Source organism: uncultured Methanobrevibacter sp., from assembly GCF_900314615.1.
Taxonomy (GTDB): Archaea; Methanobacteriota; Methanobacteria; order Methanobacteriales; family Methanobacteriaceae; genus Methanocatella.
Genome location: NZ_OMWA01000007.1, coordinates 16,076 through 31,675 on the forward strand (window position 1 = coordinate 16,076; position 15,600 = coordinate 31,675).

Genomic DNA, 15,600 nt, shown 5'->3' on the forward strand with positions numbered 1-15,600 from the left:
AATTATATGAATAACTATAAATAGTTTAAATTACAAAAATAACATTATAAAATTATTAAAAATAAGAATGGGGGATTTTTCAATATGGAAACTGATAAAATAACATTTATTACTGATGCAGAGTTAAAGAAAAAACTCAAGATAATTGCAGCCAAAAATGACACAACTATCACAAACATCTTGAATGATTTCATCAGATCATATGTTAGTGAAAACGAGTAATCTTGAAACACATTAAATTTTTTCAAAAACAACTACCTAAAAATCATTTAAAAGCCAAGCTAACACATTATAACTTCGCATTCTGTCTGCGACTATTTCAATAAAATTTAAATAGCATTTAAGATAAATATATCTAATGGTTATAAGAATACTTTCACATCCGCGTGACTTATTTTTAATAACCAGTGTTTAAGGGCTTGCGATGTGCGCCAACACAATGACCAAGTCCTCAAAACACAAATGTTACAATTATAATATCTATTTTTTCAAATATTTATAATCTTGTTTTACAATATATTTTGGGGCAATTATATTGTAGATTTTCACCACCAGGTTAGGTGATCTAAAAAAATAATTTTTTTTAATTGAGTACTGTTTTTGATGGTTGATTATAGTTTAGTAATTGAACTATTTAAATGTATTGTTTTAGTTTTATTAAGTTTTGTTTAATATTTTTTAATATTTTTATTAGTTTGTTTATCGATTTTTGCAAAAACACATGGGTCAAACATCCAAAAAAACAAATAAAAAATAGTGAAACGTACAAAAAAAAATAACACAAAAAATAGCCGAAAAAAAATAAAAAAAATAAAAATATGGAAACACTTATTCCATATCCAAATACTGATTTAAAACATTAAGAACACGTTCCTTATGAGTATACAAATCAGAAACATCTTCAATATCTACCTTCTCACCTTTCTTACCACCATTTGATGTGAGAGTGATTTCATCATAGAATTCAACTCTAAGATGATCCGGATTATTGAAGTGTAGACGTACAATAGGGAATCTTTGATTATCATCAAATAAAATATTGCAATAATGTTTTCTATCTCTCATTGCAACACGATTAACGTCCAAAATCTCTGAAGCAATAGACCTGACAATGAAATAAGCTTCTTTTTCGGAATCAGTAGTGATAATTCCTTCTTCATTAATTGACTCTTCAGCTTCCACCGCATTGTTATCTTCTTGCTGTGTTTCATTGCTTGCAACAGCATCAGATAAAGTTTTGTTTACTTTTTCATTAATGATTTCATTAACGGCCACAGAAATGATAGTACCGAATTTCTCTTTAACATTTTGAGTCAGTATACCATCATATACTTGTTTTGCAACAGCTTTAATGAATTCATCAGATGGTGCTTCGAATTCAGAGAGCAAAGTCTTTTTGATGAGGTTGCGGTATTTCAGATTGTCTGCACGTGAGACCACTTCATCCACATCAAAGTTCACTTTCTTGAATTTCTCCAATTCCTTGATGTCTTTCTTATTCAGACTTAGTAAGTTGATGTCCAGGAATGGTTTTTCATCCATTCTGTTGTTGTCATCTCCAGTTGTGAAGAATTTATATTCAACACCATTTGTGAGGATTCCAATTTGGATATCTGTTATGCTGAAATAACGATATAGTTGTGAGATGTTGTCTGTGTTCAGTTCATTTGCTGCGGATTTGCATTCAATGAAAACAATTGGTTCTCCTTCTTCAAGTATTGCGAAGTCAACCTTTTCGCCTTGTTTGGTTCCAACATCTGCAGTATATTCTGCTTTGACTTCTGCAGGGTTTGTAGTGTCATATCCCATCAGACGTAAGAATGGAGTAATCAAAGCAATTTTTGTTGTTTCCTCACTATCAATGTGTTCGATTTTTCTAGGTATTGTTTTTGTGAATTCTTTCAATTCATCTTCAAATGTCATGTGTGTCACTCCATACTATTTTTCTAGTATGTTAATATGTATATTGTTTGTGAATATAAATACTTAATAGAAATTTCTATCATTAATTCATGAATAAGTCTAGTTTAATAGAAAATTTCTATATTAAATATAAATTATTAAAGTTACACACATAATATCATCCACATCCATAAAGTGGATTATTAAAAAAATAGAAAATGATGATGTGAGAGCATGGGTTTATTCAGCAGAAACAAAAAAGAGAAAAAAATTAAGTGGTTTGTGAATAAAAAGGTTGGAAATTATCAATTAGAGGACAATTATATTAGATTATCAACAAAAATTCCAAAAATAGAGCATATTCTTTTTTATAAAGACATAATTGACATTAAAAAAGGAGCAAAATGTGTCAGGATTGCAAGTAAAAGTGAAAAATATACTATTTCTTCCCCGTCATCTGGTTGTGAAGAGGCTGTTGAAGAGTTATATGTTAAAATATTGGAAAAATTGAGCTAATTTCATATTATATGCTGCATGAAAAATATAGAGGAGTGATTAAATTTAGTTATAAGAGTGTACTTTATAGGAAATACCTCTATAATTTTCCCATGCAAACATATAATTCATAAAATGTTTAAACCAAGAGATGTAACCAGTAAAAAAAAGGAAAAAATATTAATTTCTTCAGAATATATGGAGTGATTAATGAAGATTTTTGAAAAAATTCACACATTTTTCAATATTTTTTCTTATTTACCAGTTACATTACCTATTTTGTACTACCGTTGACTTTTTTGTAACACTCTTATTTTGATGGTTCACCAATCTTTTCAAGGATACTTCTATGTGAAATTGGTCGACTATCTATATCTGATAATCTATCTTCAATACTTGATATTCTATCGTTCATTTCCTTGACTTCTGCTTCTTTCTGCTTATACTTGAACTCTAACTCTTGATATTCCGGACTCTTCAAATCAATATTATTGACTTTCATCTCAATAAGCAGACATTGGAAATGTTCAACATATTTCTTCAACAATATTGTTGGATCATCCAGGAAATATGCTGCACGAGTTGAAGATTTGGTCCTGCCCTGGAGTGCATCAATATCGGATTCACTCATACCAGATTTCTTAAGATGGTTGGAGTGAAACTTTCTCATCATGTGACTGCGGAACCTGTTGAATCCATCACTAGCTTTACCCATATCAAATTGGTCATTGCATCTGTAGAATGCAACTGGAAGATAGTTCTCTGCTTTGTTGAATAATTTATCCTCATCAGCTAAGTCAATTAACTTAACTTGGCCATCTTCTGTTGTTTGAATCCTATCAGTCAGCAAGTATTCAACAATCTTAGACACGGCTTCAGGGGTACAAAATGTATAATAATACTTGTTTGTTTTTTCCCTTTTAAGCTTGAATGTTGGAATAACATTCTCCATATCCTTTAAGACATGTAATGCTTCTACAATGTCATCTTTTTTATGGAATGGATATGTTGCTTTTTTGAATTGGCCTATGGTCATTTCAATTGTTTCTTTTCTTGCGCAACCTGAACTTGTCATGAAGACCAGGACTGCTTGGAACCATAATGGTGAAACATGCATGATTTTTGATATCTCTTCATGAGTTGGAAGTTCATCAAAAGTTGGGTCTCCTGGTTTGTTGAAGCTGCGGCTATTTGGTTTGGTAAGGTCTCCGATTTCAATTTCATAATATTTGTACACGGATTTTACTTCAACGAAATATTGTTGTGCGGTGTTTTTCCGGTATTTCTGTATTAGATGGGAACGGTAGTTTAATAGTCTTTTTTTGAGTTTTCTTCGTTTCCATATAATATTATTGTCTTCTTCTGTCTCTGCTTCTTCAATGAGTTCTTGCATTGTTTTTCCACAGAATTTAGAGTAATGGTTTATTGACCTGATGTATGACTCTTGGGTTTTTGGACTGTGTCCTTTGACAATGAAGAAATCTTGAAGAAATTCTTTATTGTTCATGTTCATAATTTCTATCTCTCATTTCTATTTTAATGTTGAGAGAGAGCATTTGAAAAGTATTATCATATTTCAGGTCATATGGTATATATATTCTACGAAATATGATAAATCATCAAAAGTTTATCATATTCATAGTAATATAGTATAAATAGTTATTCTTAATCAAATAACCAGTCAACAGAGAGATATCTTTCACCGTTATCCGGTAAAATTGCTATTATTCTTTTACCTTTGTTTTCTTCTTTTTTAGCCAAATCAAGTGCAGCCCATGTTGCAGCTCCTGATGAAATACCGGAAAAAATACCTTCCTCTTTTGCAAGTGCAAGCAAAGTATTTCCAGCATCCTCGTTTGCAACAGGAATAATCTCATCAATGACATCAGCATCATAAATTGACGGTACGAATCCTGCACCGATACCCTGGATTTTGTGAGGTCCTTTTTCACCTTTACCTAAAGTTTGAGAGTCTTTTGGTTCGACTGCTACGATTTTAACACCAGGAACTTCCTCTTTTAAAACTTTACCGATTCCGGTGATTGTTCCTCCTGTACCTACACCACCTATGACAATGTCCACTTTACCTTCAGTATCCCTTAAAATTTCCTGAGCAGTAGTTTCTGAGTGGATTTTTACATTAGCAGGGTTGTCGAACTGACCTAAAATAATGGATCCTTCAGTTTCTTCGTTGAGTTCATTTGCTTTTGCAATAGCTCCTCCCATTCCGTCTGCACCCGGTGTCAGTACCAGTTCAGCGCCTAAAACACTTAGGAATTTTCTTCTTTCAATGGACATGGTGTCAGGCATGGTCAATATTAATTTGTAACCTTTGGCCGCTGCAGCAAATGCAAGACCGATTCCTGTGTTTCCGCTTGTAGGCTCAATTATTGTTGCGCCAGGTTTTAAAAGACCTTTTTGCTCTGCATCTTCAATCATTGCAACAGCAACTCTGTCTTTTACACTTCCTGTCGGGTTGAATGATTCAATTTTTACGTCTACTTCTGCTTCCATATCTTTTGTTAAATTGTTTAATCTTACGATTGGAGTGTTACCGATAGCATCAGTGATACTGTCGAGCACTCCTCTTTTTAATTCAGGTATATTTGCCATATTTTTTTCTCCTATATTATTTAATTGTTTTTACTGGTATATTAAAAGGGTTATCTTAAGAGCTAATATAACATTCGTTATAATAACTATTGTTATATAACATTGTTTTTATTTATAAATGTTTTGGAAAAAATAGACTTAACCGATGAAATTATCAATTAATGAAATTACATCATTTTTCTTTTCAAAAAATATAATATGGCCTGCGCCATCAATAATCTCCAGACGTGAATCTGATAAGGCATCATGGACTATTTGTGATTCTGATGGAGGATTCAGTCCCTCATATTGACCTACCAGAAGAAGTGCCTGAATTTCAACCTTATCAATATCGCTCATCATATCATAATGTGCAAGAGAGGCATAGATGTTTTTTCTCTCTTCATTGGTCAGTTCCACTTTGCCTCGGTTTCCTCTGTAATATTCCTGAATCTGCTGGGGAGTAGTGTTTGGGGGATAGACTCTTCTTGCAATTAGCCTTCCCATTTCCTTTAAATCTATATCCGCATTGCCGTCATTTTCCTCAACAGCCTTTTCCATTAGAGATATTTCCCCTTTGCCTCTGACTCCTATCAGGACAATTTTAGAAAGAAGTTTAGGATAGAGTTCTGCGGTTTTTAAGGTAATGTATGAACCCATTGAAAGGCCAACTACAACAGGTTTATCAAGATTGAAATAATCAATCAATGCTGCGAGGTCTTTTGCATAATCATCCAAATCAAATTTTTCAGGCTTGTCACTTTCGCCGTGGCCCCTTACATCATATGAGATTACATGATAATTTTTTTCTAATAGTCAAATAGAGGATTCATGATTTCCTTACTTACAAAGATTCCGTGAATTAAAACCATGTCAGGGCCGGTTCCCTCTTCCTTTAATGCTACATCAATACCGTTTATGCTGATTTTATATTCCATATTAATACCATTAAAACTAGACGTTTTCACTGTAATAGTCACAGATTTCAGTGCACGGACAGATTTCACATTGAGGTCCTATCGGTTTGCAGATGTTCTGGCCAAACTGAACCATCAGGTCATTCAGCTTAATCCACAGCTCCTCAGGAGCGATTTTGCAAAGCTCAACTTCAGTCTCTTCAGGATCTTTTGTATCGACAAGACCCAAACGGTTTGAGATTCTGTGAACGTGAGTGTCTACAGGTATTGCCGGAAGCTCGAATGCAAACACCATAACGCAGTTGGCTGTTTTTCTTCCAACACCCGGAAGCTTTACAAGTTCATCAACAGTATCAGGGACTACGCCTCCGTACTGGTCGATTAGAATCTGTGAGACTTCCTGAATACGTGCCGCTTTTACATTATAGAAACCTGCTGGCCTGATTAACTCCTTTACATCATCAATTGGAGCTTCAACAACGGCATAGATATCGGGATATTTTTCAAACAGATTGTTGGTGGCCTGGTCTGTGTTTTCATCACGGGTCCTTTGGGATAAAATTGTCCTCACCAACACCTTATAAGGGTCATGGTCGAGAAATGTCCTTATTTCAAATGTATTTTCAAGCTGATTGATAAGTTCAATTACGCGTTCTTCTTTATTCATCTTTTAACTCCAGTTCAAATCCTAGTTCTGCCATAGCTTCGATAAAATTCGGGAATGATACGTCAAAGACATCTCCGTTTGTTATTTCAATGTCATGCTTAAGGCCTATTAATGAAAATGCCATTGCCAGCCTGTGGTCTCCATGAGAATCGACACGGCCTGATGTTACGCCACCTGTAATGCTCATTCCATCCTCGTGCTCTTCGATTTTACATCCCAGTTTTTCAAGTTCCCTGCAAGTTGTATCGATTCTGTCAGTTTCCTTGACTCTTGCATGGGCAACACCTCGTATATGGGTTGTACCTTCTGCCATAGCTGCAAGAACTGCAACTGTTATCAGCAAATCGGGAGCGTTTGACAGATTAACGTCAATAGCTTTCAAATCGCCGTTGGAGGCGATTTCAACATAATCTTCGCCCCGAATTACAGTAGCGCCCATATGCTGAAGAATGTCAAGGATGAATTTGTCGCCCTGCTTGGAATCTCTAAACAGATTCCTCACAACAGCTTTACCTCCGTTGATTGCTACCAATGCCAGAAGGTATGATGCTGAGGAATAATCCCCTTCAACCGTATAGTCGCATGCAATGTAATCCTGTTTTCTGACAATGAACTCATCAATCCTGCAGCTTTGATGGTCCTTGTCGCAGGATTCATGCTTAAGATAATATCCGCTTAGTGTTTTAACGCCGAATTTCCTCATTATATCCAGGGTCATATTGACATAAGGCTTTGATTTGAATTCAGGCAAAACATAAAGCTTAACACCTTTTTTTGACAATGGTGAGGATATTATGATTGATGAGATAAACTGTGAGCTGACATTTCCCATGATATTGGTTTCACCACCCACATATCCTGGTTTTATTAAAATAGGTGCCTTTTCATTGTCTTTTAAAGATTCTGTTTCGATTCCCAAAGGTCTTACGGCATCCATCAAAAGCCCCATCGGACGTGTCTGAAGCGAATCATCACCAGTCAGAACAACATCATTGTCAGAAAGTGCTGAAACGCTTGTCATCAGTCTCAATGTAGTACCGGAATTTGCCAGATCAATCGGAGAGTCTGAAGAATTGTGAAGATTACCCCCCGTACCAACAACTTCCAGATAATTTTCTTTTTTGTTTATTTCAGCCCCCAATGCTTTGCATACCCTGATTGAAGCTAATGTATCTTCCGAATATAACATGTCATAAAGTTTTGAAGTTCCTTTAGCAAGTGATGCTAGAATTACTGCCCTGTGAGAATAGCTTTTAGAGGGAGGCGCCTTGACAACCCCTCCAATTTCTGAAATATTTTTTACCCTAAGAATCATTATATCATCCGAAAAGAAAGTAAAGTTATCTAATTTTCCTATAATAAAGTTTATTTAAGATTATTAATTAATCTTTTGGAACATGATTAAAATCCTTTAAAAATTAGTATGATTGTTTAAAAATAAGTGAAGTAGAAATCCAATGTCTACAACATGTTTGCACATGTTGGAACAGATAGACATTGAATAATATAATCATTTAAATTTTAGAATTTAAGTACCCGAAGTGGACTTTAAACTCTTTGCGAGAGAGGAGTTAATTAAAACAAATGTTTAAAATTCCCTCACAGGTAATATTATTTTGTTCTGAATAATACCGCCCTCAATTGTTCAAGAGTTTGATTAGATATAATATTAAATTTAATGAAATATATGCTTTTTATTTACGATATTCTAAAATCAAAATTGTTTTTAATTTATAATATCTATTTTTAAAGAGTTATGTGAAATTTAATCAACTTATATCAATATTTGAATTACATTCAAATTTTATATTATTTAGTATATCACAAATCATTATTAGAAATATCTCCGTTGATCTCAATTTTTCTTTAATTACACAAACATTTATCGTTTCAACCCGTCCAAAATTAAATTTCAAAGTTTTTCCAATATTAGATTTAATAGACTTCACAAAAACTTAGATTAATCATATACCAACACTTTTAATTAGAAATGATAAATAGATACATATGAACGAAATGGACAAAATGCTTTCCGGCCTTGAATACTGCTATGACGACGAAGAGATATCAATGATGAAACTGCATGCAATTGAAAATGCAAACATATTCAATTCCCTTGCTGAAGACGACCTGGACAAACAGCATGAAGTATTGAGTGAAATTTTAGGTTCCGTTGGTGAAAAAGTATGGATTGCAAAGAGATTCTGCTTTGACTACGGCAAAAACATACACATCGGAAATAACTTCACAGGAAACTTCAACCTCACAATACTTGACATCAATGAAGTGCATATCGGCGATAACGTTATGATCGGACCGAACACTACAATTACAACTGTTGGTCATCCCCTGTCTCCTGAAAAAAGACGCAGACATTTGGGACAGGCAAGCGAAATTAAAATAGGCAATGACGTTTGGATAGGCGCCAACGTTACAGTACTTCCGGGAGTAAATATTGGAAACAATGTCGTTGTGGGTGCTGGTGCGGTTGTTACAAAAGACATTCCAGATAACAGCCTTGCAGTCGGAGTTCCGGCAAAAGTAATACGAGAAATTGAAAACGATTTAAAATAATATGGAAAGGAGATGAGACGCACCCGAGAGGGTTTTTATTGAAAAATAGAAAATTAACCCCTTAATCATCACCATTGTATAAACCCTATAAATAACAAAAAATAGTATTTTTATCTCATCTCCATATTCTATATTAGTCAAAAGTTATATAAATACTTTTAATAGCTCTAAAACAATATTTAAATCAGTTTAGAAAGTTTTAAAGAGATATTAATCTTGTTTTGAACTTGAAATTTTCATGAAAATTGTAAAATACGAATCAAAAAAAGCTATTAATACTTTAAAAAATACTATTAATATGAACAAAAAACAAATAAACTCAGCCGCTTTAATAATTAATCTGACAATTATTGTTTTAGAAGTGATTGGGTTTGCATTGGCTATTAATGAACTTGGAATTGACACTATAATATATTATACTGAAGACAGCAATTTCCTCATTTTAATAGCTTCAATTCTTTTTTCATATTACCTCATAAAGCAAAAAGAACCACCAAAATGGCTTTCAATACTTAAATACATTGCCACAGTAAGTGTAACAATAACATTTCTCGTTGTAATATTCATATTGTCATGGATGTCACATTTCAGCTTCATTGAACTTTTAACAGAGGGTTCAATGCTGTATCACCACACATTATGCCCAATTCTTGCAATATTATCATTTACAATGCTTGAAAAATACAGCTTCACAAAAAAAGATACGATAAGAGCCCTATACTTTACCGTCATCTATGCTGCAATAATGATTCCGATGAATATTTTAAAAGTTGTTGATGGACCTTATCCGTTTTTAAAAGTGAATTCACAGCCGATTCCAGTATCGTTAATGTGGATAGTCATTATTTTCGGATTTGCCTTTTTGATAGCTTTAATTTTAAAAAAAGTAAATGAGAAAGTAATTATCTAATTACTTCCACAATCATATCCAAGTTTTCAGACTGCAAGATGTCAACCTTTTTACCGGATGCTCCTACAATCTCCTTTTTAATGTTGAGCATGTCTTCAGGAACTACAATATCGCCGACTGCAAGTTCGTGATTTTCCTCTAAAACAGAACCGATTTCATCAATGTCTGTTGATTTAAGATAACCGATGATTTTACCGGCATCTCCTTTAAATGTAGGTCCGATTTTTGACATGTCAGGTTCCACTTCAATGATTTTTTCATGGACTTCAGGTTTTCCGGAACTTATTGCCAGATTATTGATTTTTAATGTTCCTTTCAAGTCGTCCTCGAAGTCATTGAAGATTTCAACCAGATCATCATCTGAAGTGTAGACATTGACTTCGTTAAGCTCAGCGTTTAAAGGTATTTTTGAAGCGGACTTGAATCTTCTTACCTCATCAATAAGCTCAACAGTGGTTTCTCCTTTGTTTTCCATCTCTTCACTAATGAGTTCTTCATATACTTCAGGCCATAAGGTAGTGTGAATTGACTCGTCTGAGAAGTACTGATAAACCTCTTCGGTAAAGAATGGTGCGATTGGAGCTAATAATTTTAAAGAAGTTTCAACAACTGTCTTTAAAGTGTATTTTGCAGCACGCCTTGATTCATCTGAAACATCAGTGTAAAGTCTGTATTTTACCGCTTCAATGTATTCGTCACAGAAATCATGCCAGAAGAACCTTTCAATAGAGGTTATTGTGTCTGCAAAGTTGTAATCTGCAAATGCCTTGTCAACTTTTTTATTTAAGTTGTTGAGTTTGGATAAAATCCACAAATCGATTGGACCTAAATTATCCTTAACTTCATCGTATGAGACTTCTTCATCGAATATCTGCATGCTTATGAATCTGAATGCATTCCAGAATTTTCTGAGGAATCTGTATCCGTGCTTGATGTCTTTCCAGTCAAATATTACGTCAGACCCAGGTACGCTGTTTGCAGCCCATGTTCTAAGAGAATCTGCACCGTACTTTTCGATTACCTCTTCAGGTCCGACAACAAATTCAGGTCTTGATTTTGACATCTTGTTTCCGTCTTCACCGAATACCATACCGTTGATTACAATATCATTGAACGGTTTCTGGCCTGTTAATGCAAGGCATCTAAGTGTAGTGTAGAATGCCCATGTACGGATAATGTCGTGACCCTGAGGACGGATATCTGATGGGAAGTGATTAATGTAGTCTTCATCAGGCCATCCTGCAATAGATAAAGGTGAAATTGATGAATCCATCCAGGTGTCGAGCACATCCACTTCAGGGATAAATTCTTCACATCCGCATTCACATGCATGTTTAGGTTTGTCGACTGTCGGATCAATCGGTAAATCTTCCACATCAGGCAAAATGACTTTTCCGCAGTCTTTACAGTACCATACTGGAATTGGAGTTGCAAATATTCTCTGTCTTGAAATACACCAGTCCCATTCCATTGAATCTGCCCAGTTTACCATACGGGATTTCATGTGTTCTGGCACCCATTTCATCTCATCAGCTGCAGTTTTGGTTTTTTCGATTAAATCACGTACTGCAACAAACCATTGTTCTTTGAGAAGAATTTCAACAGGAGTTTTACATCTCCAGCACTGACCTACATTCTGGTCAACCTGTTCCTGTTTTAGGAGATATCCTTCACTGTCCAAATCTTCAATTGTCTGTTTTTTACAGCTTGGAAGGTCCATTCCTTCATATCTTCCGGCAGCTGCAGTCAGTATGCCTGAATCATCTATGATATCGATTACTTCCAAATCATATTTCTGAACCCAGCTTACGTCTGTTTTATCCCCAAAAGTACAAATCATTACTGCACCTGTACCGAATTCAGGGTCTACTTCTTCATCTGCAATGATTTTGACTTTCTGGTGTGATAAAGGCACTTCTACATATTTGCCTAAAAGGTGAGTGTATCTTTCATCTTCAGGATGTATTACAACCGCTACACATGCAGCCATCAGTTCAGGACGTGTTGTTGCAATGAGAATACCTTCATCTTTAGGATCTGCCTGTTTTCCGGACTCCTGTGAGGATGCAATGTCTTCATATGAATCTTCAACTGCAGGAGGGAAATTGACATAGTTTAAAAATGTGGTGTTGTCTGAGTATTCAACTTCTGCAAAAGCAATAGCTGTCTGACAGCGAGGACACCAGTTTACAGGGTGTTTTCCCTGATAAATCAGTCCTTCTTCATACATTTTCAAAAATGAATATTGGGTTTTTTTCATGTACTCAGGAGTCATTGTAACGAACTCACGGGTCCAGTCCTGTGAATAACCCATCGCTCTCATCTGTGATTTCATTTTTGCAATGTTTTCAGTAGTTAAATCAACACAATACTTTCTGAACTGAGTCCTGGAAACATCATTTTTCTTAATTCCGTGAGTTTCTTCAACTTTCACTTCAGTTGGAAGACCGTGGCAGTCCCATCCCTGTGTAAATAGAACGTCGTGACCTTTCTGTCTTCTGTATCTTGCATTCATATCAATATAAACCCAGTTAAGGACGTGACCTAAGTGGATAGATCCTGTTGGGTATGGTGGGGGAGTGTCAATAACATATCTAGGACGAGAACCATCTCCAATGTATTTGTAGATGTCTTCATCTTCCCATTTCTTCTCCCATTCTTTTTCTTTTTTAAAATCATAGTCTTTAGGAATCTCTTCGTTTGACATATATTTTCTCCTAAATAAATTAAGTAAAAATAATATTATTAATTATATAGTTTATTATTTAAAAAAGTAATTATGAAAAATGAGATTCGAGATTAATCATCTTAAAAATAATCAAACATTATCAAAGAGAAAGCAAAAAAATTAACTTTTATAGGAAAATAATGAAAAATCCAAGTTATCTATTTTTCCATCTAACCAGTCAAAATATATTTGTTTCAAATTAGGTGTTCTTTTCTCAACCATTTTTTTATATTTTAAAAAACTTGCGTATTCATTAGGAAAATCTTTTTTAAGATATGATTCATAACTTTCACGAGTTTCAAGAGATATTCTTTCTTTACGATATAATATTAACAAAATATCTATATCAATTAATCCTAATCCTCCATCAAATTTTTCCATTATTTCACTCATCATATCCTCCTTACAAATTTATATATAAATAATATAAATTATTTTTTAATAACTGACTCCAACAGTTCTTCCTGAGATGGAGGCTTTCGTATACTCTCATCTTCATCACCAAATCGAAATGACGGAATAGGATTTAACCTGCTGAGAATATTTTTTAATTTTAAAAAATTTCTAAAATCCACCATAACCAATACAGCAAATTAAATTTTAATTTTAACAATATATAAATCATCCAGTACTAAATTAAATCAATTTTACGCAGTTACAACAATTTTAATTAGTGAAAACAAATTTATTTAGCAAGAACAATGAAAAATAGATAACTATATTATACAATAAAATCATATTATTAATATTATCAATCTAATAAAAGGACTGTGAAAAAATGAACTTACTATGGTTTTATATTGCTGTTGTGCTGGCTTTAAGTGATATTTTGCACACACAATTAATGTGGAAAGTTTTAAACAATTTCTACATTATATTAGGTGGACTTATCCAGCAGACTACAAAAACAACATGGCAGACATGGTTAGCTCATGAAACAATGGAAGCGGGATTTCACTTTATTGTACTGTCAATATTATTCTTAAATCCTGTTATAGGAATTGAAGCAGCCCTTATTCATTTTTTCATTGATGTAAGTCACACCATATTAATACGCAATATGGGTGAATTAGAACACAGAGCTCTTCACTTTGTTATCGAGTCTCTGGTTTTCATGTTAATTTATGGATTATAAAAATAAATGATGGAGTTATTAAATGCCAGTTATTACATTTAAATATCAGGATTTAAAAGATTTAGGAATAGATATGGAAAAAGATGAACTTATAGACACCTTACCAATGATGTCCAGCGACATTGAAGATTACGATGATGAGGAAATCAAAGTCGAATTCTTCCCTAACAGACCTGACAACCTGTCTGTTGAAGGAGTTGCCAGATCTTTTAAAGGGTTCATCGGTCAGGAAATTGGTTTTCCGGACTATAAAGTAATATCTTCAGGAGAATACGTTACTGTCGACAGCGACGTTGCAGCAATCAGACCATATATAGGATTTGCAAAAATAGACAATGTTGACTTTACTGGCGATAAACTCAAATACATCATGGATTTCCAGGAAAACCTCCACTGGGTAATCGGAAGAGACAGAAAAAAAGTTGCAATCGGTATTCACAATGCAGACGTTGTTGAAGCTCCATTCAAATACATTGCAACACCGAAAGATGCAAACGCATTTGTTCCTCTGGAAAAAGACTTTGAAATGACTCCTGACGAAATCCTAACCAAACATGACAAAGGAGTAGATTATGCTCATTTAATCGAAGACTTTGATAAATACCCTTTAATTCTTGATAAAGATGACAATGTCTTATCCATGCCTCCAATCATAAACGGAGAGCTGACAAAAATTAAAGAAGACACCAACAATATTATTGTTGATGTAACTGGAACTGATGAAAGAGCTGTTAATCAGGCTTTGAATATCATCTGCTCATCATTTGCTGAAGTAGGAGGTCAAATCAAAAGCATGGAAGTCAGATATGAAGACAAAACCATTACAACTCCAGATTTGACTGCCCAGGAGATGAACGTTCACGTTGATACTGCAAATGAACTTATCGGCGGAACCGATTTAAATGCCGAAGACATTAAAGGACTGCTTTTAAAAGCACGTTTTGATGCAGAAATTCTAAACGACAATGAACTTAAAGTTTTAATTCCGGCATACCGCGTTGACATTTTGCATGAAGTGGATATTGTCGAAAACATTGCCGTACAGTACCACATCAATGAAATTAATGCTGAACTTCCGGACATAAACACTGTTGCTTATGAAAACAACTGGTTTAAGGCTGAAAGCACTATCCGTGAAGTTATGATTGCTTTAGGTTTCCAGGAAATTATGAGCCTTATGCTTACAAATGAGGAAGCACACTATGAAAAGATGAATCAGGAAGAAAAGCCTCACGTTCAGGTTGCAAGGCCAATTACAATCGACAGAACAATGATTAGAACAAGTTTAATAAACAGCCTCATGGAATTTTTAGAGGACAACAAGCATGAAGATCTTCCTCAGAAAATCTTTGAAATAGGTGACGTTTTATACCTGGACGATACAAAAGAAAACAAAACTGTTGCTTCTAAAAAACTAGCAGGACTGATTTGTCATTCAACCGCTAACTTTACTGAAATCAAATCCGTTGTAACAAGTGTTTTATCCAATTTAGGATATTCAATGGAAATCTCTGACAGTGAAAATAAAACATTTATCTCTGGAAGAGCTGCTGACGTTACAGGATCTGCTCAAAACGGTTCAGTTAAAGGATTCTTCGGTGAAGTGTCACCTGAAGTAATAACAAATTTCACTCTGGACTATCCGGTAATTGCATTTGAAATTGAATTTATCAACTAAAT

The 15,600-nt window shown here is 34.3% G+C and carries 15 protein-coding genes; 6 read left to right on the plus strand and 9 right to left on the minus strand.

Annotated features, from left to right (window positions below; all coding sequences use genetic code 11):
* Nucleotides 1-84 precede the first annotated feature (84 nt).
* A complete protein-coding gene (locus QZN33_RS03315) occupies nucleotides 85-222 on the plus strand; it encodes a hypothetical protein (RefSeq protein WP_296789521.1) in 138 nt (45 codons plus the stop codon).
* Nucleotides 223-828: 606 nt separating this feature from the next.
* Here QZN33_RS03315 and QZN33_RS03320 read toward each other — a convergent pair.
* Entirely contained in the window at nucleotides 829-1,923 is a 1,095-nt protein-coding gene (locus QZN33_RS03320; RefSeq protein ID WP_296789523.1) for a type I restriction endonuclease, read from the minus strand.
* A 213-nt stretch (nucleotides 1,924-2,136) separates the two neighbouring features.
* On the opposite strand from QZN33_RS03320, the gene QZN33_RS03325 reads away from it, so the two are divergent.
* Nucleotides 2,137-2,418: a hypothetical protein gene (locus QZN33_RS03325; RefSeq protein WP_296789525.1), complete on the plus strand. Its 282-nt coding sequence runs from the start codon at nucleotides 2,137-2,139 to the stop codon at nucleotides 2,416-2,418.
* A gap of 289 nt (nucleotides 2,419-2,707) precedes the next feature.
* On the opposite strand, the gene QZN33_RS03330 is transcribed toward QZN33_RS03325, so the two are convergent.
* From QZN33_RS03330 to aroA, 6 genes are all read right to left on the minus strand, one after another.
* Entirely contained in the window at nucleotides 2,708-3,910 is a 1,203-nt protein-coding gene (locus QZN33_RS03330) for a site-specific integrase (RefSeq protein WP_296789526.1), read from the minus strand.
* Nucleotides 3,911-4,062: 152 nt separating this feature from the next.
* Nucleotides 4,063-5,010, minus strand: a complete 948-nt coding sequence (cysK, locus tag QZN33_RS03335) for a cysteine synthase A (protein ID WP_296789527.1) — start codon at nucleotides 5,008-5,010, stop codon at nucleotides 4,063-4,065.
* Between the two features lie 138 nt (nucleotides 5,011-5,148).
* Nucleotides 5,149-5,781 carry an alpha/beta hydrolase gene (locus QZN33_RS03340; protein ID WP_342764135.1) on the minus strand — a complete coding sequence of 211 codons (633 nt, stop codon included), beginning with the start codon at nucleotides 5,779-5,781 and terminating at the stop codon, nucleotides 5,149-5,151.
* Nucleotides 5,782-5,798: 17 nt separating this feature from the next.
* Complete coding sequence (locus QZN33_RS03345) at nucleotides 5,799-5,927, minus strand: hypothetical protein (protein WP_296789528.1); 129 nt, start codon at nucleotides 5,925-5,927, stop codon at nucleotides 5,799-5,801.
* Nucleotides 5,928-5,943: 16 nt separating this feature from the next.
* On the minus strand, nucleotides 5,944-6,573 hold the full coding sequence (nth, locus tag QZN33_RS03350) for an endonuclease III (RefSeq protein WP_296789529.1): 630 nt from the start codon (nucleotides 6,571-6,573) through the stop codon (nucleotides 5,944-5,946).
* Complete coding sequence (aroA, locus tag QZN33_RS03355; RefSeq protein WP_296789530.1) at nucleotides 6,566-7,888, minus strand: 3-phosphoshikimate 1-carboxyvinyltransferase; 1,323 nt, start codon at nucleotides 7,886-7,888, stop codon at nucleotides 6,566-6,568. Before aroA ends, nth begins: the two co-directional genes overlap by 8 nt.
* A gap of 692 nt (nucleotides 7,889-8,580) precedes the next feature.
* Here aroA and QZN33_RS03360 point away from each other — a divergent pair.
* Nucleotides 8,581-9,147, plus strand: a complete 567-nt coding sequence (locus tag QZN33_RS03360; RefSeq protein ID WP_296789531.1) for a sugar O-acetyltransferase — start codon at nucleotides 8,581-8,583, stop codon at nucleotides 9,145-9,147.
* A gap of 298 nt (nucleotides 9,148-9,445) precedes the next feature.
* Nucleotides 9,446-10,057 (plus strand): hypothetical protein, encoded by a 612-nt coding sequence (locus QZN33_RS03365; RefSeq protein WP_296789532.1) that lies wholly within the window; start codon nucleotides 9,446-9,448, stop codon nucleotides 10,055-10,057.
* On the opposite strand, the gene QZN33_RS03370 is transcribed toward QZN33_RS03365, so the two are convergent.
* Nucleotides 10,050-12,764 (minus strand): valine--tRNA ligase, encoded by a 2,715-nt coding sequence (locus QZN33_RS03370; protein WP_296789534.1) that lies wholly within the window; start codon nucleotides 12,762-12,764, stop codon nucleotides 10,050-10,052. The two genes, QZN33_RS03365 and QZN33_RS03370, sit on opposite strands and share 8 nt — an antisense overlap.
* A gap of 141 nt (nucleotides 12,765-12,905) precedes the next feature.
* Nucleotides 12,906-13,178, minus strand: coding sequence for a hypothetical protein (locus QZN33_RS03375; RefSeq protein WP_296789535.1), 273 nt, complete (start codon nucleotides 13,176-13,178; stop codon nucleotides 12,906-12,908).
* Between the two features lie 385 nt (nucleotides 13,179-13,563).
* On the opposite strand from QZN33_RS03375, the gene QZN33_RS03380 reads away from it, so the two are divergent.
* Together QZN33_RS03380 and pheT are read left to right on the plus strand one after the other, a co-directional pair.
* Nucleotides 13,564-13,920, plus strand: coding sequence for a hypothetical protein (locus QZN33_RS03380; RefSeq protein WP_296789537.1), 357 nt, complete (start codon nucleotides 13,564-13,566; stop codon nucleotides 13,918-13,920).
* 22 nt (nucleotides 13,921-13,942) lie between these two features.
* Nucleotides 13,943-15,598: a phenylalanine--tRNA ligase subunit beta gene (pheT, locus tag QZN33_RS03385; protein WP_296789539.1), complete on the plus strand. Its 1,656-nt coding sequence runs from the start codon at nucleotides 13,943-13,945 to the stop codon at nucleotides 15,596-15,598.
* Nucleotides 15,599-15,600 lie beyond the last annotated feature (2 nt).

What these genes read in the sequence shown, in the direction of transcription:
- nth (WP_296789529.1), bottom strand. Translation starts at nt 6,573, where the DNA reads ATGAATAAAGAAGAACGCGTAATTGAACTTATCAATCAGCTTGAAAAT.
- QZN33_RS03370 (WP_296789534.1), bottom strand. Translation starts at nt 12,764, where the DNA reads ATGTCAAACGAAGAGATTCCTAAAGACTATGATTTTAAAAAAGAAAAA.
- QZN33_RS03360 (WP_296789531.1), top strand. Translation starts at nt 8,581, where the DNA reads ATGAACGAAATGGACAAAATGCTTTCCGGCCTTGAATACTGCTATGAC.
- QZN33_RS03325 (WP_296789525.1), top strand. Translation starts at nt 2,137, where the DNA reads ATGGGTTTATTCAGCAGAAACAAAAAAGAGAAAAAAATTAAGTGGTTT.
- QZN33_RS03345 (WP_296789528.1), bottom strand. Translation starts at nt 5,927, where the DNA reads ATGGAATATAAAATCAGCATAAACGGTATTGATGTAGCATTAAAGGAA.
- aroA (WP_296789530.1), bottom strand. Translation starts at nt 7,888, where the DNA reads ATGATTCTTAGGGTAAAAAATATTTCAGAAATTGGAGGGGTTGTCAAG.
- QZN33_RS03330 (WP_296789526.1), bottom strand. Translation starts at nt 3,910, where the DNA reads ATGAACATGAACAATAAAGAATTTCTTCAAGATTTCTTCATTGTCAAA.
- QZN33_RS03320 (WP_296789523.1), bottom strand. Translation starts at nt 1,923, where the DNA reads ATGACATTTGAAGATGAATTGAAAGAATTCACAAAAACAATACCTAGA.
- pheT (WP_296789539.1), top strand. Translation starts at nt 13,943, where the DNA reads ATGCCAGTTATTACATTTAAATATCAGGATTTAAAAGATTTAGGAATA.
- QZN33_RS03375 (WP_296789535.1), bottom strand. Translation starts at nt 13,178, where the DNA reads ATGAGTGAAATAATGGAAAAATTTGATGGAGGATTAGGATTAATTGAT.
- QZN33_RS03315 (WP_296789521.1), top strand. Translation starts at nt 85, where the DNA reads ATGGAAACTGATAAAATAACATTTATTACTGATGCAGAGTTAAAGAAA.
- QZN33_RS03365 (WP_296789532.1), top strand. Translation starts at nt 9,446, where the DNA reads ATGAACAAAAAACAAATAAACTCAGCCGCTTTAATAATTAATCTGACA.
- QZN33_RS03380 (WP_296789537.1), top strand. Translation starts at nt 13,564, where the DNA reads ATGAACTTACTATGGTTTTATATTGCTGTTGTGCTGGCTTTAAGTGAT.
- cysK (WP_296789527.1), bottom strand. Translation starts at nt 5,010, where the DNA reads ATGGCAAATATACCTGAATTAAAAAGAGGAGTGCTCGACAGTATCACT.